Here is a 24,789-nt window from a genome sequence, read left to right on the forward strand (position 1 = left end):
CTATGCGAACAATCTTTCGTCTATTTCGTCGTCCCAGGCGCGCGCGAGCGACCAGGAGCCATCGGGGAGTCGGGTGAGGTCGAAGCTGCCGTCGAGGGGTCGGCGCACCGGCTGCAGGGGAGTTGCATCCACTCGCCACATCTCGCGCTCGAAGCGACCGCCGCTTCCACGTGGTGCCCGTGTTGCGGCCAGCCACCAGGGTTCGCGGCTGAGCCAGGGTTCGGGCGCGCAGGTGACGCCGTAGCGCACGCCGCGCCAAATAAAGCGCACGGGGGCGCCGTTCGGTGAGAGCTCCACCTCGACCTGTTCGTCGACGACCATGATCTCCTCCATCGTTCGTAGTCGAATCTATGTTCGACAATGAACGTAGATGGAGCCTACGACACGAGGTGGCGACCCGCTAGTTCTGGATGCTGTGGATCAGCACGCTGCCCAAAATGTCATCCAGATGGGCCGATCCGGTTATATAACCGGATCGGCCCATCTGGATGACATCTAGGGTTTGCGGTACGCAACAGCACCGCATCCTGATGACAATTAGGTCGAGCTACTCGGCGAGTTCCGGCGGGAACGGCCGCGCAATGCGGCGGTCGCCAAGGGTCTTCGAGAGGTCAACGAGCTCCGCCGCCGACGGGTCGTCATCGAGCAGGCCCAGCTGCGCGAGTTTCTGCATGAGAATGGCGCCGTTCGGGGCGTGCACCCACGGCACATTCGTGCGCGCACGCCAACGAGCCGATGAGGATGCGCGGGCGCCCGCAAGCACCGACTCGGTGTTCGAGAGCTGGCGGATCGCGACGCCAACCACCGCATCCGGGTGCTCTTCGGCAAACTCACCGAAGATCTCCTCATCGTGCTGTCCGTCGTCACCGATGAGCAGCCACTGCATGTGCGGGAACTCTTCGTGCAGGCGGCGCAGGTTCTCACGCTTGTGCTCGGTGCCCGAACGGAACAGCCGCTGCGGGGTGGGGCCCCAATCGGTGAGCAACAGCGGCCCGAAGGGGTAGAGGTTGCGGCCGAGGAAGCGCGCGAGCGTCGGCGCCACATTCCACGAACCGGTCGAAAGGTAGAGCACCGGCGTCGTGTCATGACCGAAGCGGTCGATCAGGCGGTCGTAGAGCACGTTCATCCCCGGCACTGCCGAGCGCGCGTGCTCATCGAGCACGAAGGTATTCCACGCGGCGAGCAACGGACGCGGCAGCGAGGTCACCATCACCGTGTCGTCAATATCCGAGACAATGCCGACGCGCTGCTCATCACCGACGATAAAGATCTTCGCCTCCGAGACTTCGCCATCGGCGCTCACAAACTCAATGGTGTTCCAGCCCGGAGGCAGCGTTGCCGGAATGTGCTGGTCAATGATGCCGCCGCGATCGGCCTCGAAGGGATGCTCCACCTCGCCAATACGCACGAAACCCTGTGCGTGCGGCACAGCAACGCGCGTGAATCCGCGCCAACCGCGCACTGAGCGCTCCTTGCGACGCTTGCCAATACGCAGCGTCGGGAAGCGGCGACGGCCAGCGCGGCGCACCGCGACCGGCACCATGTGCACTCGGCCGAACACGCGCACCCACTCGGTCGAGCCGTAGCCCGCGTAGGCCTCCACCGCTTCAACCTGGCCGCGCTCGCGGGCGCGGTGCATGCGAGTGCGTTTGATCGCATCCTCAATGCGGAAAGCATTGTTGATCGCGAGTCGGCTTAGCGGGTTGCTAATGACTCGATCACGGATCGGTTCTCGGCGGGGAGTGATGATGCGCACCCGGTCATCCTTCCATGGCCGGGCAACAGCGCCGTACCAGCGGCTCGGGGCGGCTAGAGTTCGATCGGTTCGATGAGCGCGGCATCGTTTTCGCGCACATTGCCGACGCGGCGGTCGACCGGATAGTGCTCAAGGCGCTCGGCAACCGTGGCCGAGCGATCGGCGAAGTCGAGGATGAGATCGGCATTGCCGTCGACGGTGGGGTCGAGCCACTCGGCGACGTCAGTGCGGTCGAGAAAGACGGGCATCCGGTCATGCAATTCGGCCATTGGTCCGGGTGCCGAATCGCGCGTAAGAATCGTCGCGCTGAGCAGCCACTCGCCGTCGGGCGCCCGCCACCACTCGTAGAGCCCGGCGAAGAGCATGAGCGAGCCATCGGCCGGTCGAATGAAATAGGGCTGCTTTGTGCCGCCCGCGAGCTTTTGCCACTCGTAGTAGCCATCGGCGGGAATCACACCGCGACGCTTCTTCACGGACGCACGAAAGGTGGGCTTCGTCGCGGCAGTCTCGCTGCGGGCGTTGAACGCGCGCACGCCCACCGACTCGTCTTTCGCCCAGGTCGGCACGAGTCCCCAGCGGGCGAGTTCGAGCCGGCGAATCGGCTCAGGTCCGTACTCATCGACTTCTTCGGCCGGGGCTGCGGCTTCGACGACGATTGGGATGCGCGTGGTCGGGGCGACGTTGTACGACTCGCGCACGGGCTCGTCACTCACGCGATCTACCTCGAGATCGGCAGCGAGATCAGCGCTCGCGCGCGCGACGACGAACCTTCCGCACATGCATCCAGCGTACGCGCGGCGGGCCTCTGCGAGGCTGGTGGGATGCTCAACGAGCTCATTGACTGGCTGATTAGTACCGTGCAACAGATTGACCCGGTGCTGAGATTCCTGCTCGCTGGCTTGGCGATTCTGCTGGAAACGAGCCTGCTCATCGGGCTCATCGTGCCCGGGGATACGGTGCTTCTGGTCGCCTCGACCGGCGTGACGAACTGGGGTGCGTGGGCGGCACTCGTCGCGGCCGGCATCATCGGCGCGCTCTGCGGCGAATCGCTCGGCTACCTCATTGGTCGCTGGCTCGGTGAACCGTTGCAACGCTCGTGGCTCGGCCGCAAGATCGGCGCGAAGCGCTGGGCCGCCGCCGAAGCGTTCCTGCATCGGCGCGGGGGAGTGGCGGTGTTTATCTCGCGCTTCTTGCCGGTGCTGCACTCACTCGTGCCAGCAACCGCCGGCATCGCGCGCATGCCCTATCGCAAGTTCATGGCCTGGACTGCCCCCGCCTGCACCATTTGGGCGCTTGCCTATGTGTCGGCCGGGGCGCTCGCGACCGCAAGCTATGCCCAGCTCGGTCAACGCCTGCACTGGGCGGGCTACATCTTTGTCGCGGTGATCGTGCTGTTCCTGGTCGGGATGTGGTTGGTCAAGCGGATGCTCTCGCGCCGCGTCGACGCCGAGGTCGATGCTGAACTCGACTCCGAGCGCAAAAAGGATGTGGACGCATCCGAGTTTGCAAGCGAGTGACGAAACCTACGCCTGACCGCGCGAGGGATTCGTACAAATAGTGAATGGCGTTCATCCGTTCACCCAGAGGACTAGACTGGCGGCGGAGTCTTCGCTGAGAAATCAAGTCGAAACCGAGATCCCAGCGAACTCGTACCATTCCTCATTCAATCGGAGGGTTTCGTGGACGCCTTACTGGATCCGCTCGTTCTGTCTCGATGGCAATTTGGCCTGACGACGCTGTACCACTTCTTGTTCGTGCCGATCACGCTGGGCATGGTGCTCGCGGTCGCGATCTGGCAGACCGCCTGGGTGCGCACCGGCAAGGTCGTCTACCTGCAGCTCACCCGCTTCTTCGGTCAGATGTTCCTCATCAACTTTGCGATGGGCATCGTCACCGGCATCGTGCAGGAGTTCCAGTTCGGTATGAACTGGTCAAACTACTCGCGCTTTGTCGGTGACATTTTTGGTGCACCGCTCGCGTTCGAGGGCCTGCTCGCCTTCTTCATGGAAGCGACCTTCATTGGTCTGTGGATCTTCGGCTGGAACAAGCTCAAGCCCGGCGTCCACCTCATCACCATCTGGATGACCGTGGTCGGCACCTGGGTCTCGGCCTACTTCATCCTCGCCGCGAATGCGTTCATGCAGAATCCGGTCGGCTACGAACTCAACGCCGAAACGGGTCGTGCCGAGCTCGTCGACTTTGGCGCCGTGCTCTTCAACCCGGTGGCGCTCACGCAGCTGCCGCACACACTGACCGCCTCGGTCATGCTTGCCTGCACGATCATCGTTGCGACCGCCGCCTGGCACCTCAAGAAGGGCCAGCACATTGAGACCTTCCGCCCGGCGCTGAAGTTCGGCCTCTGGGGTGTGCTCATCTCGGGCTTCGGCATCATGATTTCGGGTCACTCGCTCGGCCTGGCAATGACCGAGACGCAGCCGATGAAGATGGCCGCGGCCGAGGCCATGTATGCGACGTCTTCGGGCGCGGATGCATCCTTCTCGCTCTTCTCGATTGGTACGCCAGATGGCGCGCACGAGGTCTGGTCACTGCGCATCCCGTATCTCGCGGCCTTCCTCGCCACGAACTCGTTCGAAGGCACCGTGCACGGTCTCAACGACCTGCAGGCCGACTACACCGCCCTTTACGGTGCTGGCGACTACATGCCGATCATCTGGATCACCTACTGGTCGTTCCGCTGGATGATGTTCTTCGGCTTCGCCGCCATGGCAATCGCCTTCATCGGCCTCATCGTCACCCGCAAGAGCTACGACACGAAGCCGTGGCACTGGAACATCGCGATCTGGACCGCCACCTTCCCACTCTGGGGCATCCTCATCGGTTGGGTGTTCACCGAAATGGGGCGCCAGCCGTGGATCGTGTTCGGTCTGATGAAGACCGAAGACGGTGTCTCACCCAATGTCACCGGCCTCACGGTGCTCCTCTCGCTCGTCGGCTTCACGCTCGTCTACGGCATCCTCGCCGTGGTCGAACTCAAGCTGCTGCTCAAGGCGGCGCAATCCGACCCCATCCAGGTCGAAGCGGCCAATGAAGACGGCGTCGTTGAAAACGTCGAAGACCTCAAGGTGAAAGCGAGCGTCTACTAATGGATCTGCAGATTCTCTGGTTCTGGATCGTCGGATTCCTGTTCATCGGGTACTTCGTCCTCGACGGCTTCGACTTCGGCGTTGGCATCGCCCTGCCCTTCGTGGGCAAGGACGACACCGACCGTCGCGTACTCATCAACACCATCGGCCCGATCTGGGACCTCAACGAGACCTGGGTCATCGTCGCCGGTGCGTGTCTGTTCGCCGCCTTCCCTGAGTGGTACGGCACGATCTTCGCCGGTGCCTACCTGGCACTGTTCGTCATCCTCATCGCACTGATTGTGCGCGGCGTCTCGTTTGAGTACCGCCACCAGGGCAAGGGCGTGCAGTGGACCCGCTGGTTCGACGGCATGATCTTCTGGGGCTCGGCGATCCCGGCGCTGCTGTGGGGTGTCGCCTTCGCGAACATCGTGCGCGGTATGCCGATGGTTGAGGCAGTCGCGGGTGGCACCAATGTCACCGGTGAACTCACCTTCCACTACAACTACTCGGGCACGTTCTTCGATCTGCTCAACTTCTACTCGCTGCTCGGTGGCCTCACGACGCTCGCGCTGTTCTTCTACCACGGCCTCGTGTTCATCACGCGCAAGACCGATGGTGAGCTGCAGCAACGCGCGAAGCGCCTCGCGACTCTCGTTGGTGTGGCCGTCGCGGTGCTCGCGATCGCCTTCCTCGGCTGGACCGTCATCGCCTACTTCAGCGTGCCGACGCTCGTGCTTTGCCTCATCGCAGTGCTCGCGTTCGTCGCCTCGTGGGTGGCGAACCTCATGGGTAAGGATGGGGCTGCGTTCGGTTTCGGTGTCGTCACCATCATTGGCGCGGTTGGCGGGCTCTTCTCGACGCTCTTCTTCTCGCACGGTGGCGAGCACATGCTCATGAAGAACCTCATCGAGGGTGGCCGCGATATGACCATCTACAGCGGTTCGGCAAGCCAGACGACGCTGGAAATCATGTCGTGGGCGTTCCTGTTCATCATGCCGTTTGTCATCGCCTACCAGGCGTGGTCATTCTGGACCTTCCGCAAGCGCCTGCGTCGCGACGACTTCATTGCCGAGGCGGAATCGCCTGCGGTGGAGCACGTCGGCGCGTAGTCGCTGAATAATCAGGCCCTCGGAGACCTCCGGGGGCCTGATTTCGTTTCTGGGGTCGGCGAAGTGGTGCAGAAACAAGGGTCATCCGGCGATATGCGCCGGATGATGCCTGTTTTTGCTCCACTTGGCCGACGCGCTCTCTTCGGGTTCGCGAAATCTCGCCGGACTAAAGTGGAGGCACCGTGAAACCGCTTGATCCCCGCCTGCTTCGCTACGCTCGCTCATCCCGTGCGTTCTTGGTGCTCGGCGGATTGATCGGCGTCGTGCAGACCTTCGCGATGATCGGTTTCGCCTGGTGCATTTCGCTCGTCATCGTGCGAGCAATTGATGGCCAGGGTGCCGGAGCGCTTGCGCCATTCCTCTGGGGCGCACTTGCGTTTATCGTGGTTCGCGCCGCCACCCAGTGGCTCACCGAAGTCGCCGGTGCCCAAGCAGCTGCCCGCGCCAAGATGGAGCTACGCGCAGAACTCATGCGCGCGGTCGCAAAGCTCCGACCGACGCGGCTCGGTGGCTCCACCACCGAGGTGACGACGCTCGCCACCCACGGGCTCGAGGCGCTCGACCCCTACTTCGGCAAATACCTGCCGCAACTCATCCTCACATTCACCGCGATGCCGCTCCTCATCGGCTTCACCTTCCTGGTTGACCCGGTGTCCGCGATCACCGAGGTGCTCACTATCCCGGTGATTCCGCTGTTCATGATTTTGATCGGGTGGGCGACCCAACGGGTGCAGCGACAGCAGTTCGATTCGCTCACGACGCTCGCGAACTCGTTCCTCGAGATCATTGCCGGGCTTTCGACGCTCAAGGTCTTTGGCCGTGCGCGTCGCCAGCGAGACCGGGTCGCCGCAATTACCGAGGATTACCGTCGCTCAACCATGAAGGTGCTGCGGCTCTCGTTCCTGTCGGGTTTCGCGCTAGAACTCTTCGCCTCACTCGCCGTGGCGCTCGTGGCAGTGCAGATCGGCATCCGGCTTATCGACAATGACATGGCGCTGCAAGCCGGACTCATGGCACTCATCCTTGCCCCCGAGGTGTTTGCGCCGTTGCGTCAGGTCGGTGCGCAATTCCACGCGGCGTCCGAGGGCGTCACTGCCTCGCAACGGGTCTTCGTGATCATTGAGCGCGCGGCAAGCGTGAGTGACGCTGAGTCGGCGCGTCCCGATGCCGAGACCGCGCCCCGCCTGCGCACCGGGCTCGAATTGCGCGACGTGACCGTCGCCTACGACGGCCGCCCGGTGCTTGACGCGCTGGATGCATCCTTTGCTCGCGGCCAGGTCACCGCGATCGTGGCGGAGTCGGGCGCCGGTAAGTCGACCTTGCTCGCGTTCATTCGCGGTGAGCTCGATGCCGCCGACGCGACTGGAATCCGCGAACTCGATGGTGCCGAACTCTCGGCGGCTTATGCGCACAATCATCTTGCATGGATGGGGCAATCACCCTCGCTCATGCAGGGCACGGTGCGTGACAACGTCGCGCTCGGCCGCCCCGAGCTCAGCGACGAGGCAGTGCAGGATGCACTCAATCTCGCGGGTCTCGACTGGCTCGACCCAGCGCGCGAACTCGGTGTTGGCGGTGAGGGCCTCTCGGGCGGCCAGGCGCAGCGGCTCGCGCTCGCCCGCACGATCGCCCGCGCTCGCGCGATTGATGCGGCGCTCGTGCTTGCCGATGAGCCGACGAGTGCGCTCGACGCCGAACGTGAGCAGGTCATCATTGCGGCCCTGCGCACTCTCGCCGAAGAGGGACGCGCGGTCATCGTCGTGAGCCACCGGCCCGCGGTTGTGGATGCGGCCGACCGGGTACTAGAGGTGCGCACGATCGTGAGCACTGCATCCGTAGCGGGAGGTGCCGATTGAGCACCGAGACTCGCGCGCCCGACGCCACCCAGTCGCGCCCGCTCGACCGCATGCTCGGCCTCGACCCCGACGAGCGGCGGGTGCTCGAACTCGCGATGCCGCCGGCCCGGCGCATGGTGCCGACCATCGCCTGGGGTGTGCTCTGGGCGATCTCGGTGGTGGCGCTCCTCGCGACGAGCGCGTTCCTCATCACTCGTGCCGAACTCATCATCCATATTCTTTGGCTCGGCATCCCGATCGTTGCCGTGCGCATGTTCGCGCTTGGACGAGGCGTCTTCCGCTACCTCAAGCAGCTGCAGGGGCATGATGCCTCATTCCGACAGCTTGCGGCGATGCGGGTGGGCCTGCTCGATCGGCTCGTGCCGCTCGCGCCGGCGGGGCTCGGTCGCACCGGCCGCGGCGACCTGCTTGCCCGGCTCGTCGATGACGTTGACGAGCTGCAATTCCTGCCGCTGCGCGTTGCCGAACCGCTCATCACCTCGACGATTACGGCGCTCCTGGCGGTGGCCGGTATCGCGCTCATTTCGGTGCCGGCGGCACTCACCCTGCTCGTCTGCCTCGCGCTCTCGTTCATCATCGCGACCCTTGCGCAGGCTCGTATCGCCGGTGGCGCCGACCGCGCGATCGCGCCGCTGCGCGCTCGCCTCGGCGACCTCGTGCACGACACCATCACGAATCTCGACACCCTGCGCGCTTACGACGCACTCGATACGCAGCTTGAGCGCATCGAGGTGGCTGATCGCGAGCTGAGCGAAGCACTGCGCCGCTCGTCATTCGGCGCAGGCGTAGTCACCGGTGCGATGACGCTCTTTGCTGGCGTTGCGACGGTGGTGGCGCTGTTCTGGGGTGTTGACCCGGTCGTCGCTGGCACGATGATCCCCGAGTTCCTCACGCTCATTGCGCTCGTGCCGCTCGCACTCTTTGAAGTGTTTGCGCTCGTGCCGCAGGCCGTGGCCGCCTGGCGCCGCGTGCGAGTCTCGGCGGGGCGCATCGCCACCGTCGCGCCGGCCGAGATCCCGGCTGAGATTCCCGTAGCCTCCGGTTCGACGCCGATGCCGGAAGGCCCGCTCGACCTTGAACTCGCAGACCTCTCGGCACGCTGGCCGCACGCTGACCGCGACGCCGTCTCGAATCTCAGCCTGCGCATCCCCGCGGGCGCCCGGATGCTGCTCGCTGGCGAATCGGGTGCCGGCAAGACGACGCTCGCGAATGTGCTCGTGCGCTTCCTTGAGTACCGCGGCAGCTTCCGCGTCGGTGGGGTAGAAGCGCGCGACGTCGACCCCGATGAATTGCGCCGCCGTATCGGGCTCATCGAGCAACGTGCGCACATCTTTGACGACAGCATCCGGCAGAACCTCCTCTTCGCCCGCGACACCGCGAGTGACGACGAACTCGAAGCCGCAATCGAACGCGTTGGTCTCGGTGCCTGGATGCGCGAGCGCGGCGGTCTCGACGCGCCCGTTGGCGAACGGGGCGCGCTCGTCTCCGGCGGACAGGCGCAGCGCATTGCGCTCGCGCGGGCTCTCCTCGCTGATTTCCGCGTGCTCGTGCTCGACGAGCCGACCGCGAACGTCGACCCGGGTCGTGCCGATCAGCTCATCGCCGACCTCATCGGTGCGGCAGGCGTCGACGACACCGTGATCATCATCAGCCACACGCCGATTGACCCGGCGCTTGTGACGCAGCGCGTGCATCTCGCGGCACAATAGCCAGCCACAAGACAACGTCTGCGCGCGGCTAGAATGGGGAAGTTCATCCCCGATCTGAAAGAAGCGAACGCAGTGACCGCTGAGCGCGACGACGACCGCAATGATTACGACTTCCGCCGTCTCGAGGCAAAGTGGCGGCCGATCTGGGATGAGCTTGAGCCCTTCGACACGACAAAGGCTGATGACGAGCGCCCACGCAAGTACGTGCTCGACATGTTCCCGTACCCCTCGGGCGATCTGCACATGGGTCACGCCGAGCAGTACGCCCTCGGTGACGCGGTGGCGCGTTTCTGGCGCCACCAGGGCTTCAACGTGTTGCACCCGATCGGTTGGGACTCGTTCGGTCTGCCCGCCGAAAACGCGGCGATCAAGCGCGGTGGTGCGCCGAAGGACTGGACGTACGACAACATCGCCCAACAGCGCGAATCGATGCGTCGCTACGCCGCGAGCTTCGACTGGAACCGGGTGATCCACACCTCCGACCCCGAGTACTACAAGTGGAACCAGTGGCTGTTCCTTGAGATGTACCGCAAGGGTCTCGCATATCGCAAGGAATCGCTGGTCAACTGGGACCCGGTCGACCAGACCGTGCTCGCCAACGAGCAGGTGCTTGCCGATGGCACCTCGGAGCGCTCCGGCGCGATCGTGGTGAAGAAGAAGCTCACGCAGTGGTTCCTGCGCATCACTGACTACGCCGACCGCCTGCTTGACGACCTCGACCGGCTCGAGGGCAAGTGGCCGCACAAGGTGCTCACGATGCAGCGCAATTGGATCGGTCGCTCGCACGGTGCCGATGTCGACTTCGTCATCGAGGGGCTGGATGCACCGGTGACGGTCTACACGACCCGTCCCGACACGCTCTACGGCGCCACGTTCATGGTGGTCGCGCCCGATAGCGACCTCGCGGCCCAGCTCGTTGAGGGTGCCTCGGATGAGATCAAGGCGCAGTTTGCGGAGTACCTCACCGCGACGCAGAAGCTTGGTTCGATCGACCGGCAGAACACTGACCGCCCAAAGACCGGTATTTTCCTCGAGCGGTACGGCGTGAACCCGCTCAATGGCGAACGTCTGCCCATCTGGACGAGTGACTATGTGCTCGCCGATTACGGTCATGGCGCGATCATGGCTGTGCCTGCGCACGACGAGCGCGACCTTGCGTTCGCGCGCCAGTTCGATCTGCCGGTGCGCGTCGTCATCGACGTGACCCAGACACCGGATGCACCGGTCGATGCCGAGGGCCGCAAGCTCACGTTCGCCGAGGTTGACCCGTCGGTGACGGGCGTCGCAACTGCGGGCGAGGGGCGCCTGGTGGCGTCGGGTCCGCTTGATGGACTCACGAAGGCCGAGGCGATTCCGGCGGCGGTGGCGCTCCTCGAAGAGCGCGGCACGGGCCGGGCGGCGAAGAACTTCCGCCTGCGCGACTGGCTCATTTCGCGCCAGCGCTACTGGGGCACCCCCATCCCGATTCTCTATGACGAAGACGGCAACGAGGTGCCGGTGCCGTTCGAGCAGTTGCCGGTGCGCCTGCCCGAGGGTGAGGGCCTCGACCTCAAGCCCAAGGGCACATCGCCACTCGGCGCCGCCACCGAGTGGAAGACGACGACGACCCCCGACGGTCGCCCCGCGGTGCGCGACACCGACACGATGGACACCTTCGTCGACTCGTCGTGGTACTTCCTGCGCTTCCTCTCGCCGAACGATGACACCCAGGCGTTTGACCCGGCCGAAGCCAAGCGCTGGGCACCGGTCGACCAGTACATCGGCGGTATTGAGCACGCGATCTTGCACCTGCTCTACGCCCGCTTCATCACCAAGGTGCTCTTCGACCTCGGTCACCTCGACTTCGATGAGCCGTTCAGCGAGCTGATGAATCAGGGCATGGTCATCCTCGATGGCGCGAAGATGTCGAAGTCGAAGGGCAACTTCGTGAAGCTCGGCGACGAGCTTGACGCCTTCGGTGTCGACGCGGTGCGCACGACGATGCTCTTCGCTTCGCCGCCGGAAGAAGACGTCGACTGGGCTGATGTGTCGGTGGCAGGTTCGGGCAAGTTCCTCGCGCGCGCCTGGCGCGTTGCGCAGGATGTCGCGTCGGAGCCGGGTGTTGACTTCGCTTCGGGCGACGTCGCCGTGCGCCGCGCCGTCGCGCGCTTCCTCGATGAGGTGCCGAAGCTTGCCGGTTCGTTCAAGCTCAACGTCGTGGTCGCGAAGATCATGGAGCTCACGAACGTCACCCGTAAGGCGATCGACTCGGGCCCCGGCGCTGCCGACCCCGCCGTGCGCGAGGCGGCCGAAGCGATCGCCATGGTGCTCGACATGTTCGCACCCTATGTGGCCGAAGACATGTGGGAGGCCCTTGGACACGAGCCATCGGTGGCGAACGTCGTGTGGCCGACTGCTGAGCCGGAGTTGCTCGTCGAAGACTCGGTCACCGCCATCGTGCAGGTGAACGGCAAGGTGCGCGATCGTCTCGAGGTGCCGCCGACGATCTCGGATGCAGAGCTTCAGGAACTCGCGCTCGCATCGGCCGGTACGCAGCGGGCAATTGAGGGGATGCAGGTGGTCAAGGTCATCGCCAAGGCCCCGAAGTTCGTCAACATCGTCGTCAAGGGCTGAAGCTGAAAGGTGTGCTGAGGCTCTCGAAGCACGCTCACTAATCAGTCAATGAAAGGCGGGCTATGGCTGAGCAGTGGTTCATCTGGCTGGTGATCGCGTGGATCAGCCTGGGCGTGGTGTCGTTCATCGCCTTGCTCTTCATCGATGTGCCCTACGGCAAGCAGTACGGCACGAAGACTCGCGCCTGGGGCCCCGGCATCCCGAACCAGCTCGGCTGGTTCATCATGGAAGCCGTCGTGCTCGTGTCGTTCTTCGGCACGTTCGCGACGATGAATGCATCCTGGTCGTCGCCGACGCTGCTCTTTGCCGCGCTCCTCACGATCCACTATGTGAACCGCGCGCTCATCTACCCGTGGCGCACGCGCACGCGCGGCAAGAAGATTCCACTGTCGATGTTCTTGATGTCGACGGTGTTCAACACGATGAACGGCTTCTTGCTCGGATGGGAGTTCGCGCTCTACGCCGATCGCGATGTGTCGTGGTTCGCTGATCCGCGCTTCAACGTCGGCATGTTGCTGTTCATCTGTGGCATGGTGCTGAACATGCACAGCGACAATGTGCTGATCAATCTGCGCAAGGGCGGCGACACCGGCTACTACGTGCCGCACGGCGGCGGATTCCGCTACGTGTCGAGTCCGAACCTGCTCGGGGAGATCACCGAATGGGCAGGGTTTGCGCTGCTGACCTGGACCTGGTCGGGGCTCGCTTTCTTCGTCTGGACCGCAGCCAACCTCGTGCCGCGTGCGCGCGCGAACCACCGCTGGTACCGCGACGAGTTCCCTGACTATCCGACGAATCGCAAGGCGCTCATCCCAGGCATCTGGTGACAAGTTAGGGTGAGCGCGTGACCGATCTCACCTCGCAAATCACCACCCGCACCGTCGATGGCGTGCAGATCTCGGCGACCGCTGCGGCCCCGCTCACCCCGCTCGTCAACGATGTGCTCGACATTTTCGAGTCGAAGCGTGATGAGTGGGCGCACGAGTTCATCATCTGGTTCGGCTGGATACCGATATTCCTGGTCGCCGATGGCGATGACTACGTGGTGACGAGCTACAACCTCACGGGCGACAACACCACCGGAACTCGATCGCAAGACCTCACCATTGCGCTCTCGACAACGGCGCTCTTGGCCGAGTATCCGCGGCGTTGCGGTCTCACCCCAGCCGAGGTCTACTTCAATCAGGACGTCATCGCGGCTCGCGGATGGGAAGAGTCAGCGGGGCTGCAACTCGACAGATCGTTCGTGACGAACCCCGATGACTCGGGTTGGTTTATCCAGCCCTTTCCGCAGGTTGACCCCGACCGAGAGTGGCAGGTCGACGAACTCACTCGTCTCAAGGTCTATGAAGTCCTCGCCGCAAGACCTGCTGCGGCGCATGTCATGGGCCTACCGACTGGCGTCGTAGCTGTCATTACCGATGACAATGTGCGCGCGATTTTCAATGGCGACGACGGCACGATCCTCTGGGACGATCGCGGCGACTAACGGGCCCTACCGACCGGCCTGTGGAATCTGATTCGTCCACAGGGGGAGGAGTTCGCGCGGCCAATGGCGGAGCGCAGCGGCTAACGTGCCGGCGTGCCTCAGGAACGAGAGTTTGAACCACCACCCGACGAGGATGCCCTGGATGATTACAACGGGGCAAGTCTGCGAATGCGTAAGGTAGACACTGAGAGCTCATCGAGCCCGCCGAAACAGCGGCTACCAGCGGTAAACGGTGCCAGCCCTCGGCCCCCAAGTGTGGCCGTTCGATGTCGCTCGTATGCCCTCAACGAGTCGCGACATACGCGTGGGTATTTGGTCACGATTGGGCTGGGGCAAGCGGTCAGCCCCATGCAACGCCGTAGTCGGATAATTCGAGTCCACACGTCCACACGCATGGTCCAGGAGGCGCGTAGCCCAATCAATGGTCGCCATCCCACGTGGCACGCGATCAAGAGGACCAAGTGTGGAGACATGTCCAATAAAATAGCTGATAGCTAAAATGGAAGGAGCTAATTTGACACTGCCAGGATTAGGGCACGAGGTTGCACTCGACGACTATGCGAATCGATCATCGTTCTCTGCATCCAAGGTCGGTCGCGTAATTCGCGCGCTTGTTTCGACGGACATGAGTCCAGATTTGATTCGTCAGCGGTGGCTCCAAGCCGTTGCGACTCGAACATCCGCGGCAAGACCGGACATTGCGTCAACGCTGATCGATGTGATCGGCGTAGAGCCGGTGGGCGAGGATCACCTCAAGGGCTTAACTATCGGTGAAGTTGGAGTTTGCTACGAAGCGCTCCTTGCCCTCATTGACCGCGACATGCGCAAATCGGCCGGTCAGTACTTTACTCCGGACGATGCGGCGCGATTCATGGCGAGTCAATCCGTCGAATTCGGCGATGGAGTTTGGTTGGATCCGTGCTGTGGCGTGGGGAACCTTTCATGGCATCTCTGCAGTGTGCAGCCAGATCCTGGTGCTTTTGTACGTGATCGACTCTCACTAATCGACAAGGATGAAATCGCACTCAAGTCCGCAGTCGCAATCCTGAGCGCAGATTGGGCGGACAATGACGACCATGAGGCAGTGCAAAAGCTACGCGCGCGATCAATTCAAAGAGATTTCTTGGGTCGCTCGATGCTTCCTGAGCACGATTACGTAATTGTCAATCCACCGTATGCTCGCACAGAGGCAAATCCAGATTTTCGAACCTCAGCATCAAAGGACTTATTTGCATATTTTCTCGAGAAGGTGGCAATTAGTTCCAAAGGATTCATTGCGGTTACTCCAGCTTCGTATCTGTCAGTTCCTAAATTTCAAATCCTGAGAAATGTGATAGATGAGAAATTCGCAGGAGGCGAGGTTTTCGTTTTCGATAACGTCCCAGATACTCTTTTTCGAGGATACAAATTCGGTTCAAACAATACGTCGAAAACAAATTTTGTGCGCGCTGCAATTACTGTTTGCTCGCCGCGGAGTGCCAATTGGTTAATCACGCCGATTATTCGTTGGAGTGCTAATACCCGGGCGATCATGTTCGATGAGTGCCATCGTCTACTTACTCCTCGACGGATAGGGCCGCATGGCGAGTGGGTAAAAATTACTCCGGGCTTGGAAGCGGTTTGGGATAAACTTGCGAATTCAAAAGATACGTTGGCTGATCTCGCGGTTGATCGAGAAACAATTTGGGCCCTTGATGTCGGACTCACACCTCGCTACTACATATCTGCAACGCGACGCAACCTTGATCGAAGCTCTAAGGCGACGCTTTATTTTGCAACCGAGACCGATCGAGATCGCGCTGCTGTTGTCCTCAATTCCTCGGTTCCATATTTTTGGTGGAGAGCGCTCGACGGTGGCGTAACATTACCTCGTCGAGTGCTCATGTCCACTCCTATACCGCAATTCGAATTATCGAGAGAAACTGTCGAGGCGCTCTGGGTTTCAGAGGCGATGAATGTCGTTGTGAAACAGAATTCTGGCCGTATGAATGAGAATGTGAAACACTCAACGGAGCTAGTTTCTCAGCTGAATACCCTTACCATGTCGGGCGCGAGCCATCTGAAGTTGCTCTATGCCAGTTCCATGTTCCCACTAAGCGATATGATGTCGCCAAGCCTAGACGATGGCGGCGGAAGGAATGGGAACTATGCAGGCAAAGGGATCGGGCAGTAGCGAATTCGACATGCTGCGGAATCATCTCCAGAGCGACCCCGCGGTCAAGCGAGAGGTCGAGTTTGCCTTTGCGTCTCTAGTTGGGGCTGCGAACCCATCGGATCGCGGCTTGCGATTCCTCTTTGGGGGTGGAGCAGAATGGATCTTGGCTGCAGCCTCTTGGTCTGCAGGTGTCTTGACCGCGCCGGCAGGTCACAATTCCAATGGGTTCGATCTTGCCGACTTGCTCGCTAAGGCACGAGGGTTGTGGAGTGTCAAGGCGAGTGCATCTGATAAATCAATGACAGTTCGCTTAACCAATTTCATGGGTGATGGTGCGAACGCCGACTGGCAAGATCCAACGGTTTTTGTGGCGCCTTATTTCGGTGGGGCTGTCCTTGTAGATCCTAAGATCCATGCTGAAATTCACTCACAGGTAATCAAGAAGGGTGACGCCCTTACACTTGCTGGCACGATCGTTAAGAGGTTTCGGGATGAAAGTCCAGCGAATTTCATTCCGTTTGAAGTTGCTGTGAATAAAGGAACCTTTCAAGGCGACCCGTTCTCGTTTATAAAATCTGTACTTGCTCCGGGTCATTTTCCCATCCTGTCAAGACCGTTTCTTGAATCGACACCGATTGCTGCCTCTAGTCGGGTTGAGGAGATCAAGAAGCTGGCGGAATTGAGGGACGCGGGCGCGTTATCGGAAGAGCAGTTCCGGAAAGCTGTTGATCAAGTCGTATCGTAGATGTTGCTTGATTGTTGTTCGAAGTGAACATCGCGCACCAGAACAGATATTAGTGATACTCGTGCATTCCCTATAGCAAAGTATTGAGAGCAGTTCGAAGGGCTCGGATGCCCTCAAGTGTAACCGTTGATCCGCCACCTGACAATGAACCTCGCGAATCAAACGATGCAGAGTACTTGTGCCCTGCCTTCTTGATAATGCGCTCCAACACCTCAGGCATGGATCCTCTTGAAGAAACTCCGACTCGTTCAGCGGCACTTGAGAAGACTTCACTTGGAAGACTCGAGCCGACCGAGACCTTCTTTGCGGGTAGTCCTAGAAGCCTAGTTACATCGTCTAGGACATCTTGCTTAGTCTCGCCGCCGAGAAATCCATATGAGCCATTACGGCTTGCGCTAGATTGTCCTGTATTGTTACAGGTTGAACACCAGGAATGATCCATTCCGTGGATACATTCATCCATTTAGCTCAATCCTTCAAATAATCATACAGCAATTATGTTTCGGGGGAAGTCGCTTCCCGAGACATACTTTCCCTGCTCGCAGGATACAGTCTTCATACCAATAGAGGTTGAACCTTCGCAAGGATTCCGCTTGTGTGTTGGTGCCCCGCTTGCCGTCACCGCGTGGGTGTCAACGCAGTTGCGTGTTTGACTTATGTTCCAGCTGGGGCATGGCGCGAGGACTGGAGTGCCGCGCACCGTTTTGGCTCAATTGAGCACGTGCGATTAGCGGCGAGTGGCGCGTGTCTCACACGAAGCCGCCCCCAGGTTCTATTTCGGTGTGAATCTCCGGCATGAGCATCATGCAAGGGTCGCCGGTGGTCTCCAACCGCTGCCACTGTGGAAACCGAATTATCCACAGGGGTAGATGGATTCGGAGTGACTGGAATCTTGCTGTGGCTACCTTGACGTCGTGACTCTTGACCCGGCCGTTGAATCTCCACCCGACGAGGATGCATCCGGTCTCGCACCGCAGGTGACCTCGCGGCCGCCGGTGGTGCTTGACGAACTCTTCGCGACGCCGCAACGACCGAGGTTTCGCATCACGGCTGGCGCCGCCGTCGTACTCGCGCTGGTTGCAGCAGCGGTGGTGGTACTCGCGGTGGCGCTGCAACCGCGCTCAAGCGGGATGCAGGCGGCGACGACCGGCACACCGACCGCGACCGTGATCGATGCCGCCCCATCGTTGGCACCGCGCGTGCTCGTGCACGTGCTCGGCGCGGTGGTCTCACCCGGGGTCTACGAGCTCGGACCCGGTGGTCGAGTTGTCGATGCAATCGCGGCGGCAGGAGGCTTCACCGACGACGCCGAGATCTCGGCCATCAACCTTGCCCGGGTCGCCGTTGACGGCGAGCAGCTCTACGTGCCGCGCATCGGGGAAGAACCACGGCCGGCGCCTGGCGGCATCGTCGGCGGTGGTGTCACGCCCGGGGGAGTGAGTGGCGGACTCATCAACATCAACACGGCCACGGTCGCCGAACTCGACACCCTGCCACGCATCGGTCCAGCGATTGCCCAGCGCATCATCGACCACCGAGAGGCGAACGGTCCCTTCGCCTCAGTCGATGACCTTGGCGATGTACCCGGAATTGGCGAGGCGACGCTCGAAGGGCTCCGCGACTTGGTGACCGTGTGAGCAATCCATCGCTATCCGCATCGGCCGGCGTCGATACGTCGCAACCCGAACGGCCTCCGCTTGATCTTCGGCTGCTTCCCGCGGCTGCGTTCGCCTGGTTGCTGGCGTGGGTCGCGACCGGGTTCCCGCCGCTGGCATGGTGGCTTGTCGTATGCTGTCTGCTTGCAGCAACGGGCGCGCTGGTGTGGGCTCGGCAAATTGATCGCAGCGGTCGCGACAATCGAGTGAGCGCCGGCGCGCTGGGCGCGATCGCCGTTGTCGCCGCCGCAGGTCTGCTCGTCTCAGGGACCGCCGCAGCGCGCGCCGAGGCGCGAGTTCCCGAAAGCATCACCTTGGCCGCGAGTGACGGCTATCGCGTCGAACTCCACGCGGTCGTCACCTCGCTTCCCAAGCGAGACGCCCAATCCATCCGTGTGCGGGTCACCACGCTCGCGATTGACGGGCAGCCCGCTGAGGCGCCCGTGCTTCTCTTCCTGCCGGCGAGTGAACAGGATGCCTCCGCCCTAGAAATCGGCACCGAACTGCTCGTCGCAGCGAAGCTGCAGACTGTGCCAGCAGGAGACCGCGTGGTGGCGCTCGCTTTCGCTTGCGAGCCAGCTCTCGTCGCCGCGGCACCGAATTCATTGCTCGCGGCAGGCAACGAGTTGCGCTCGAGCTTCGTTGATCTCGCGCGTGAGCTTCCCGGTCCTGGCGGCGCGCTCGTGCCGGGGCTCGCGGTCGGTGATGAGCGGCTCGTCGACGCCGACCTGGATGCGGCAATGAAGGTCTCTTCGCTCACGCATTTGACCGCCGTCTCCGGCTCTAACATCGCGCTCATTGTCATGGTGGTGATTGGGCTCGGACGTCTGGCCGGATGGAAACGTGCCGTTCGGCTCGCGGCCGCGGGCGCCGTCGTCGCCGGATTTGTGCTGTTGGTAACTCCGCAGGGCTCGGTGATTCGGGCGACCGCGATGGCGCTGCTCGTGCTCGTACTCGACGCGACCTCGCGGCCCGTGCAAGGGCCGCCGGTGCTGTCGCTTGCGGTAATCGTGTTGCTTGCCGCTGATCCCTGGCTCGCGCGCGACTATGGCTTCGCGCTCTCGGCAGCGGCGGCTGCCGGCCTTCTGCTCGGAACCCGACCACTCGCGACCTGGCTCGAACGCTGGTTGCCACCGCCAATCGCGCTCCTCATCGCGGTGCCACTCGCGGCGCAGCTCGCTTGCCAACCCATCCTGTTGCTCCTTGAACCGTCCTTGCCGCTTTACGGTGTCGCCGCGAATCTGCTCGCGGCTCCGGCCGCCCCGGTCGCTACGGTAATCGGGCTTGCGGCCTGTCTCGTGGCGGTCGTCGTGCCACCTCTTGGCCAGGTGCTCGTGTGGATCGCGTGGCTCCCGGCGCAATGGATCGGACTCATCGCCGAGACCACGACCGGCCTGCCATTCGCCTCGATCCCGTGGCTGGACGGCGCGCTCGGGGCTACGGTGTTCATCCTTGTGCTCGCGGCGATCGTGCTCGTGGCTGCCAGACTCGGTGGCGAGCGCTGGCGACGGGTGCGGAGTCTCGTTGCTGCAGTGCTCACGGTGACGCTCGCAGTCATCGTCGCGGTGGCGGCTGGTGTCGCGGCGCTTCGCAGTCGCGACCTGCCGAGCGATTGGCGACTTGTGGCCTGCAATGTCGGGCAAGGTGATGCGCTCCTGCTCAGCGCCGCGGGCGCGACCATCCTCATTGATACTGGCGATGATGCGGCCCTCCTGCACGACTGCCTTGATGAGTTCGGGGTGGAGCGAATCGACCTTCTGATCCTGAGCCACTTCGACAACGACCATTCCGGTGCGCTGGCTGAGCTGCGCATCCCAGTGGACGCGGCCTGGTTGCCCGACACCAAGGAGGCAAGAGACGAGCCAGACACCCTGCGCCTCGAGCTCTCAGGCGCGACCCTCCACTTCGGTGCGGCCGGTGACGCACTAGCAATCGGTGACCTCACCCTGCACGCGCTCTCGCCGAGACCGGGCTTGAATGGTGCTCCGTCCCGGGACGAGGGCAATGACGGCAGTCTCGTCGTCCATGCAGTGCCCAATGCTGACTGTGCTGTCTCCTGCTTCAGCACGCTCTTGCTGGGTGACGTGGGGGCGGAAGCGCAGCGCCGCATCCTGCGTAGCAACGTCTCGCTTGTTGCGACCGTCGTGAAGGTCTCGCACCACGGCTCTGCCGACCAATCCGCCGAGTTCTACGCCGCAGTTGGCGCGCAGCTCGGCATCGTGTCGGTCGGCGATAACAACTACGGGCACCCGCGTGACGAAGCTCTGCAACAGCTCGCCGAGGCGGGTACGGCGTGGCTGCGCACCGACAAACACGGGCACCTTGCCGTGTTCATTCGTGACGACGCGCTCACCACGTGGACCTCGATCTCGTGATCTGCGTCCCGCGAATTTCCTCCTGCGGCCTCATCCCGCTCCGGGAGCGGGATGTTGAGCTGTGCGGCAATTTGCGGGACGGGCATCGACCTACGATGGAAGTCTGACGAAGGAGGCGCAGTGGCGGCACCGAAAAAGGCGAGCAAGCCGAGCGCAAAGTCGCGCATCCAGCAGGTGCACTGGCGCGAATCGCGACCGGCACCGGTCGTGCTCGTCTCCGGCCCCGAAGACTTCTTCGCGCACGAGGCGATCACGGGCCTGCGCACCCTCCTGCGCACCGAAGACCCCTCGCTCGAAGTCACTGAACTGGATGCATCTTCGGCCGCCCCCGGCGAACTCACCACCGTCGTCAGCCCGTCGCTCTTCATGGAGCCGCGCTTCGTCGTCGCCGAAAACGTGCACCAAACCGGCGACGCCTTCCTCGAAGAAGCACTGAGCTACCTTGAGTACCCAGTCGAGGGCACGACGCTCGTCTTGCGGCACGCCTCGGGCGTGCGCGGTAAGAAACTTCTCGACGCGGTGCGAGCGATGCCTGATGCGATCGAAATATCTTGCGTCGCGCTCAAAGCCAATGAGCAATTTGACTTTGTCGTCGCGGAGTTCCGAGCCGGTGGCCGCCGGGTCCAACCACAGGCGGCACAAGCGCTCATTGCCGCGTTCAACACCGACCTCGCTGAACTTGCCGCAGCCTGCCGACAGCTCATGAGTGTGAGCCCCGAACCCGAGATCTCAGTCGAACTTGTCGAGCGCTATTACGGTGGTCGAGTTGAGACCACGGGCTTCAAAGTCGCCGATGCCGCTATCGCCGGTCGCGTCGCCGATGCCCTCTCATTGACCCGAGCCGGCTTCGATACCGGCCTCAACCCGGTGCCGATCGTTGCGGCGATCGCGATGAAGCTCCGCACCATGGCAAAGGTGTCAGATCTCGGTGGCAGCGACGCCCAACTCGCGGGCCAGGTCGGCGCCGCGCCCTGGCAGGTCGGTCAGGCCCGCCGCGAGTTGCGTGGCTGGAGTGATCAGGAACTCGGCAGCGCCATCCGACTCACCGCCGAGACTGATTGGCTCGTCAAGGGCGGCTCCCGTGACGCCGAATTCGCGGTCGAACGACTTGTGCGCCGCATTGCCGCACGCGAGTTCTGATCCGCGCAATAGTTTGGCGTGCATCCGGGAATAGACTGAAGCCATGAACTCGCGTGCTCGTCTGGGAATTGCCGCCCTCGCCACCTCGGCCGCTCTTGTCCTTAGTGGATGCGCCGGGAACGATCTCGCTTCATCCATTTCCTCGGCCTTTGGTGCGGATGCGACCGCGACCGCGACGACGGAGCCGACGAGCCCCTCAACCCAATCGTCCTCGCCGAGTGCGCCACCCACCGCCACACCCGCGCCAAGCGCGCCAGCAACTTCGGCGCCGCGACCAACCGGTGGCCCCGGCGCGGGACCCACCAACACCGCCGCCTGCGGCACGATGAGCGGCGAAGATGCGCTCTACACCAATCTGCACAAGCTGCCGCCAGCTGTGGAAGGGCGCAGCGACATCCACTGGGATCCCACCTGGGCTGACATCAACTACGACGCCTGTGCTGACCTCTCCTGGATCACGGTGCCGATCGAAGGTGGCACCGCATCCTCACCACACCAGATCATGCTCTTCCACAAGGGCGAATACCTCGGTACCGGCTCGTACGTGTCGTTCGGCTTTTGGCCGGAGGTGACGCGCGTCAACGACGCAACACTCAAGACGGTGTACAAGTGGCCCCGCGCTGGCGAATCTAATGCCGGCGCAAGCGGGCGTTCCACCTCGTATTACACCTGGGATGCATCGCTCGAGAAGGTCGTGCACTCGGGTGAGTTCCCTCCGCACTAACGGGATCGGATGCCCTAGCGACGCGCCGGCTGCTGCTGCGTGATGCAGTGGATGCCGCCACCGTGCGCGAAGATGCCGCGGGCATCCACGAGCTCGATGGTGTGCTCGGGATAGCAACGTTGCAGAATCTTTGCCGCAACTTCGTCGTTCGGGTCGTTGAATGCGCAGAGAATAACTGCGCCATTGCAGACGTAGTGGTTGATATATGACCAGTCGACCCAGCCGTGTTCGTCGCGCAAGACCGTCGGAGCCGGTACTTCGATGACCTCGATCGGGCGGCCAGCTGCGTCGGTCTCGCCAGCGAGGCGCTGCTTGAGTGCCTGGCTGATCGCATAGTCAGGATGCCCCTGGTCGCGCTGGTCATGCACGAGCACCTTCGCGGGCCCTGCGAACGAAGCGATAATGTCGACGTGCCCGCGGGTGCCGTAGGAGTCGTAGTCGCGGTGGAGCCCGCGGTTGAACCAAATCGCCTTGGACGCGCCGATGGTGCAGGCGAACTCGACCTCGACTGCCTCGACGGTGGCGCCGGGGTTTCGGTGCGGATCGAGTTGCACCGTGCGGGTGAGCAGCACTGTGCCCTCACCATCAACGTGGATGCCGCCGCCCTCGTTGACGAGCTCGCTCGAGACCACGCGGACACCCGCATGCTCGGCAATGACCCGGCCAATCTTTGAGTCGTTCTCCCAGGTCGCCCAGCTCTGCGCACCCCAGCCGTTGAACACCCAGTCGACGGCGACGAGTTCGTCGCCGTCGAAGGCAAACGACGGGCCGATGTCGCGCATCCAGGCGTCATCGAGGTCGTGAATGACGATTTCGAAGCGGTCGCGGAACTGCGCACGCGCTTCGGCGGCGTCGCCCGGGTCAACGATCATCGACACCGGCTCATACTTCGCGATCGTTTCGGCAACCTTGAGCCAATCGCGCCGGGCCTGTTCAAGGGCTTCTTCACCGCGCTCACCGAACGTGTCGTTCGGGGGAGGGAAAGCCATCCAAGTGCGCTCGTGGGGCGCCCACTCGGCGGGCATGAGCGGTGAGGTCATCATTGACTCCGTTCGTCGTCGAACACTGCGCTAACTATATTAATGGCGATTATTTTACGAGCGCAATATGGCCATCTTGGCACCCGGGGCTGAGCGGAAACGAGGTAGGCCCCGCCGAAGCGGGGCCTACCTTCAAAAACTGCTACTTAGAGCGAGTTCACCGAACGGGCGATTGCCGACTTGCGGTTCGCGGCCTGGTTCTTGTGGATGACGCCCTTCGAGACGGCCTTGTCGAGCTTCTTCGACGCGAAGGCGAGTGCCTCGTTTGCCTTGGCTGCGTCGCCAGCGGCGACGGCCTCGCGGACGCGACGGATCGCGGTGCGGAGCTCCGACTTGTAGGCGCGGTTGCGCTCGGTTGCCTTGCGGTTGGTGCCAATGCGCTTGATCTGCGACTTGATGTTTGCCACTGTGAGTGTCTTTCCTCGGGAGAAGTTGATTGCTGATTCGCACCGAGCGGGTAGAGGGGCCGCGCGGCGCATCGCGTCGAGTGGGGTACGCGTAAGCCAAGGGCCAACGTTACCAGCATCCGGGCCGATTCCGCATCCATTTCGCGCAGATCGCCGTGCCTTCTATTCTCAAAGAACACCGCAGCCGGTGCCTAGACCGAGATGGGATTCGCGTGACCGATACAACCGCAGCGCTGCTCGAAGAACTCAGCGACCTTGCCGATCCGAAGACTCTTGCGGTGAACGAGCGCCATGGCGATGATCACGCGGTCAACCTCACGAAGCTCCGAGCCATTGCCAAGCGGCTGAAGACGCAGCACGAACTCGCGGTCGAACTCTGGGCGACGGGCGACTCGGCCGCGCGCTTGCTGGCGCTCCTCATCTGCCGGCCGAAGACGTTCACCGAAGCCGAACTCGACCGGATGCTGCGCGAGTCGCGCATTCCCAAGGTGCACGGCTGGCTCGTCAATTACGTCGTGAAGAAGAGCGCGCACGCGGAGGCACTGCGGGTGGCGTGGCTCGCCGATGACGATGCGGTGGTCGCAAGTGCGGGCTGGGCGCTCACGAGTGAGCGGGTGCTCAAACGGCCCGACGGTCTTGATCTTTCGGGGCTGCTCGACACGATCGAAGCTGAGATGAAGGATGCACCGGAGCGGCTGCAGTGGGCAATGAACGAATGCCTCGCGCAGATTGGTATTGCGCATCCCGAGCATCGCGCGCGTGCACTCGCGATAGGTGAGCGGCTCGAAGTGCTCAAGGACTATCCGACGCCGCCGAATTGCACCTCGCCGTTCGCACCGATTTGGATCTCCGAGATCGTGCGGCGGAACGAGGGCAAATAGCGTCGGCTGGGGTCTCGATACGCGGCTTCGCCGCTACTCGACCAGCCAA

Annotated in this window: 20 protein-coding genes; 15 read left to right on the forward strand and 5 right to left on the reverse strand. The window is 62.6% G+C overall.

Annotation, left to right across the window (positions count from 1 at the left end; all coding sequences use genetic code 11):
* From EG850_RS03310 to EG850_RS03320, 3 genes are all read right to left on the reverse strand, one after another.
* Complete coding sequence (locus tag EG850_RS03310) at positions 1-333, reverse strand: DUF6504 family protein (protein WP_235829191.1); 333 nt, start codon at positions 331-333, stop codon at positions 1-3.
* A 214-nt stretch (positions 334-547) separates the two neighbouring features.
* Positions 548-1,756, reverse strand: a complete 1,209-nt coding sequence (locus EG850_RS03315; protein ID WP_235829192.1) for an App1 family protein — start codon at positions 1,754-1,756, stop codon at positions 548-550.
* A 53-nt stretch (positions 1,757-1,809) separates the two neighbouring features.
* Positions 1,810-2,535: an SOS response-associated peptidase gene (locus EG850_RS03320; RefSeq protein WP_124969913.1), complete on the reverse strand. Its 726-nt coding sequence runs from the start codon at positions 2,533-2,535 to the stop codon at positions 1,810-1,812.
* Positions 2,536-2,577: 42 nt separating this feature from the next.
* On the opposite strand from EG850_RS03320, the gene EG850_RS03325 reads away from it, so the two are divergent.
* The 14 genes from EG850_RS03325 (at position 2,578) to EG850_RS03390 (ending at position 22,412) form a co-directional block, all read left to right on the forward strand.
* Complete coding sequence (locus EG850_RS03325; protein WP_124969916.1) at positions 2,578-3,273, forward strand: DedA family protein; 696 nt, start codon at positions 2,578-2,580, stop codon at positions 3,271-3,273.
* A gap of 162 nt (positions 3,274-3,435) precedes the next feature.
* Positions 3,436-4,860 carry a cytochrome ubiquinol oxidase subunit I gene (locus EG850_RS03330; protein WP_124969919.1) on the forward strand — a complete coding sequence of 475 codons (1,425 nt, stop codon included), beginning with the start codon at positions 3,436-3,438 and terminating at the stop codon, positions 4,858-4,860.
* Complete coding sequence (gene cydB, locus EG850_RS03335; RefSeq protein ID WP_124969922.1) at positions 4,860-5,951, forward strand: cytochrome d ubiquinol oxidase subunit II; 1,092 nt, start codon at positions 4,860-4,862, stop codon at positions 5,949-5,951. The genes EG850_RS03330 and cydB overlap by 1 nt, the downstream gene beginning before the upstream one ends.
* A 182-nt stretch (positions 5,952-6,133) precedes the next feature.
* Positions 6,134-7,807 (forward strand): thiol reductant ABC exporter subunit CydD, encoded by a 1,674-nt coding sequence (gene cydD, locus EG850_RS03340; protein WP_124969925.1) that lies wholly within the window; start codon positions 6,134-6,136, stop codon positions 7,805-7,807.
* Positions 7,804-9,516, forward strand: a complete 1,713-nt coding sequence (gene cydC / locus EG850_RS03345) for a thiol reductant ABC exporter subunit CydC (protein WP_328588370.1) — start codon at positions 7,804-7,806, stop codon at positions 9,514-9,516. Before cydD ends, cydC begins: the two co-directional genes overlap by 4 nt.
* Before the next feature lie 72 nt (positions 9,517-9,588).
* Positions 9,589-12,129 (forward strand): leucine--tRNA ligase, encoded by a 2,541-nt coding sequence (gene leuS / locus EG850_RS03350; RefSeq protein ID WP_235829193.1) that lies wholly within the window; start codon positions 9,589-9,591, stop codon positions 12,127-12,129.
* A 62-nt stretch (positions 12,130-12,191) separates the two neighbouring features.
* Positions 12,192-12,956: a phosphatidylethanolamine N-methyltransferase family domain-containing protein gene (locus EG850_RS03355; RefSeq protein WP_124969931.1), complete on the forward strand. Its 765-nt coding sequence runs from the start codon at positions 12,192-12,194 to the stop codon at positions 12,954-12,956.
* A 17-nt stretch (positions 12,957-12,973) separates the two neighbouring features.
* Complete coding sequence (locus EG850_RS03360; RefSeq protein ID WP_124969934.1) at positions 12,974-13,618, forward strand: immunity protein Imm33 domain-containing protein; 645 nt, start codon at positions 12,974-12,976, stop codon at positions 13,616-13,618.
* Between the two features lie 514 nt (positions 13,619-14,132).
* Positions 14,133-15,791, forward strand: a complete 1,659-nt coding sequence (locus tag EG850_RS03365; protein WP_185714927.1) for an N-6 DNA methylase — start codon at positions 14,133-14,135, stop codon at positions 15,789-15,791.
* Positions 15,766-16,518 (forward strand): SHOCT domain-containing protein, encoded by a 753-nt coding sequence (locus EG850_RS03370; RefSeq protein WP_124969940.1) that lies wholly within the window; start codon positions 15,766-15,768, stop codon positions 16,516-16,518. Before EG850_RS03365 ends, EG850_RS03370 begins: the two co-directional genes overlap by 26 nt.
* 914 nt (positions 16,519-17,432) lie before the next feature.
* Positions 17,433-18,155, forward strand: coding sequence for a ComEA family DNA-binding protein (locus EG850_RS03375; protein ID WP_235829194.1), 723 nt, complete (start codon positions 17,433-17,435; stop codon positions 18,153-18,155).
* Positions 18,152-20,548 carry a ComEC/Rec2 family competence protein gene (locus tag EG850_RS03380; protein ID WP_124969943.1) on the forward strand — a complete coding sequence of 799 codons (2,397 nt, stop codon included), beginning with the start codon at positions 18,152-18,154 and terminating at the stop codon, positions 20,546-20,548. Before EG850_RS03375 ends, EG850_RS03380 begins: the two co-directional genes overlap by 4 nt.
* A gap of 120 nt (positions 20,549-20,668) precedes the next feature.
* A complete protein-coding gene (holA, locus tag EG850_RS03385; RefSeq protein WP_124969945.1) occupies positions 20,669-21,688 on the forward strand; it encodes a DNA polymerase III subunit delta in 1,020 nt (339 codons plus the stop codon).
* A 43-nt stretch (positions 21,689-21,731) separates the two neighbouring features.
* Entirely contained in the window at positions 21,732-22,412 is a 681-nt protein-coding gene (locus tag EG850_RS03390) for an LppP/LprE family lipoprotein (RefSeq protein WP_124969948.1), read from the forward strand.
* A 14-nt stretch (positions 22,413-22,426) separates the two neighbouring features.
* On the opposite strand, the gene EG850_RS03395 is transcribed toward EG850_RS03390, so the two are convergent.
* Together EG850_RS03395 and rpsT are read right to left on the reverse strand one after the other, a co-directional pair.
* Positions 22,427-23,452, reverse strand: a complete 1,026-nt coding sequence (locus EG850_RS03395; RefSeq protein WP_124969951.1) for an agmatine deiminase family protein — start codon at positions 23,450-23,452, stop codon at positions 22,427-22,429.
* A 146-nt stretch (positions 23,453-23,598) separates the two neighbouring features.
* Positions 23,599-23,859: a 30S ribosomal protein S20 gene (gene rpsT, locus EG850_RS03400; RefSeq protein ID WP_124969954.1), complete on the reverse strand. Its 261-nt coding sequence runs from the start codon at positions 23,857-23,859 to the stop codon at positions 23,599-23,601.
* Between the two features lie 212 nt (positions 23,860-24,071).
* Here rpsT and EG850_RS03405 point away from each other — a divergent pair, with 212 nt between their 5' ends.
* Positions 24,072-24,740: a DNA alkylation repair protein gene (locus EG850_RS03405; RefSeq protein ID WP_124969956.1), complete on the forward strand. Its 669-nt coding sequence runs from the start codon at positions 24,072-24,074 to the stop codon at positions 24,738-24,740.
* The last annotated feature ends 49 nt before the right edge of the window (positions 24,741-24,789 follow it).

The organism is Gulosibacter macacae, assembly GCF_003865375.1.
Lineage (GTDB): Bacteria > Actinomycetota > Actinomycetes > Actinomycetales > Microbacteriaceae > Gulosibacter > Gulosibacter macacae.

Excerpts from the sequence above, each read along its gene's own strand:
- cydB (WP_124969922.1), top strand. The coding sequence starts at position 4,860 with ATGGATCTGCAGATTCTCTGGTTCTGGATCGTCGGATTCCTGTTCATC.
- EG850_RS03390 (WP_124969948.1), top strand. The coding sequence starts at position 21,732 with ATGAACTCGCGTGCTCGTCTGGGAATTGCCGCCCTCGCCACCTCGGCC.
- EG850_RS03395 (WP_124969951.1), bottom strand. The coding sequence starts at position 23,452 with ATGACCTCACCGCTCATGCCCGCCGAGTGGGCGCCCCACGAGCGCACT.
- EG850_RS03370 (WP_124969940.1), top strand. The coding sequence starts at position 15,766 with ATGCAGGCAAAGGGATCGGGCAGTAGCGAATTCGACATGCTGCGGAAT.
- EG850_RS03325 (WP_124969916.1), top strand. The coding sequence starts at position 2,578 with ATGCTCAACGAGCTCATTGACTGGCTGATTAGTACCGTGCAACAGATT.
- EG850_RS03320 (WP_124969913.1), bottom strand. The coding sequence starts at position 2,535 with ATGTGCGGAAGGTTCGTCGTCGCGCGCGCGAGCGCTGATCTCGCTGCC.
- EG850_RS03310 (WP_235829191.1), bottom strand. The coding sequence starts at position 333 with ATGGAGGAGATCATGGTCGTCGACGAACAGGTCGAGGTGGAGCTCTCA.
- EG850_RS03355 (WP_124969931.1), top strand. The coding sequence starts at position 12,192 with ATGGCTGAGCAGTGGTTCATCTGGCTGGTGATCGCGTGGATCAGCCTG.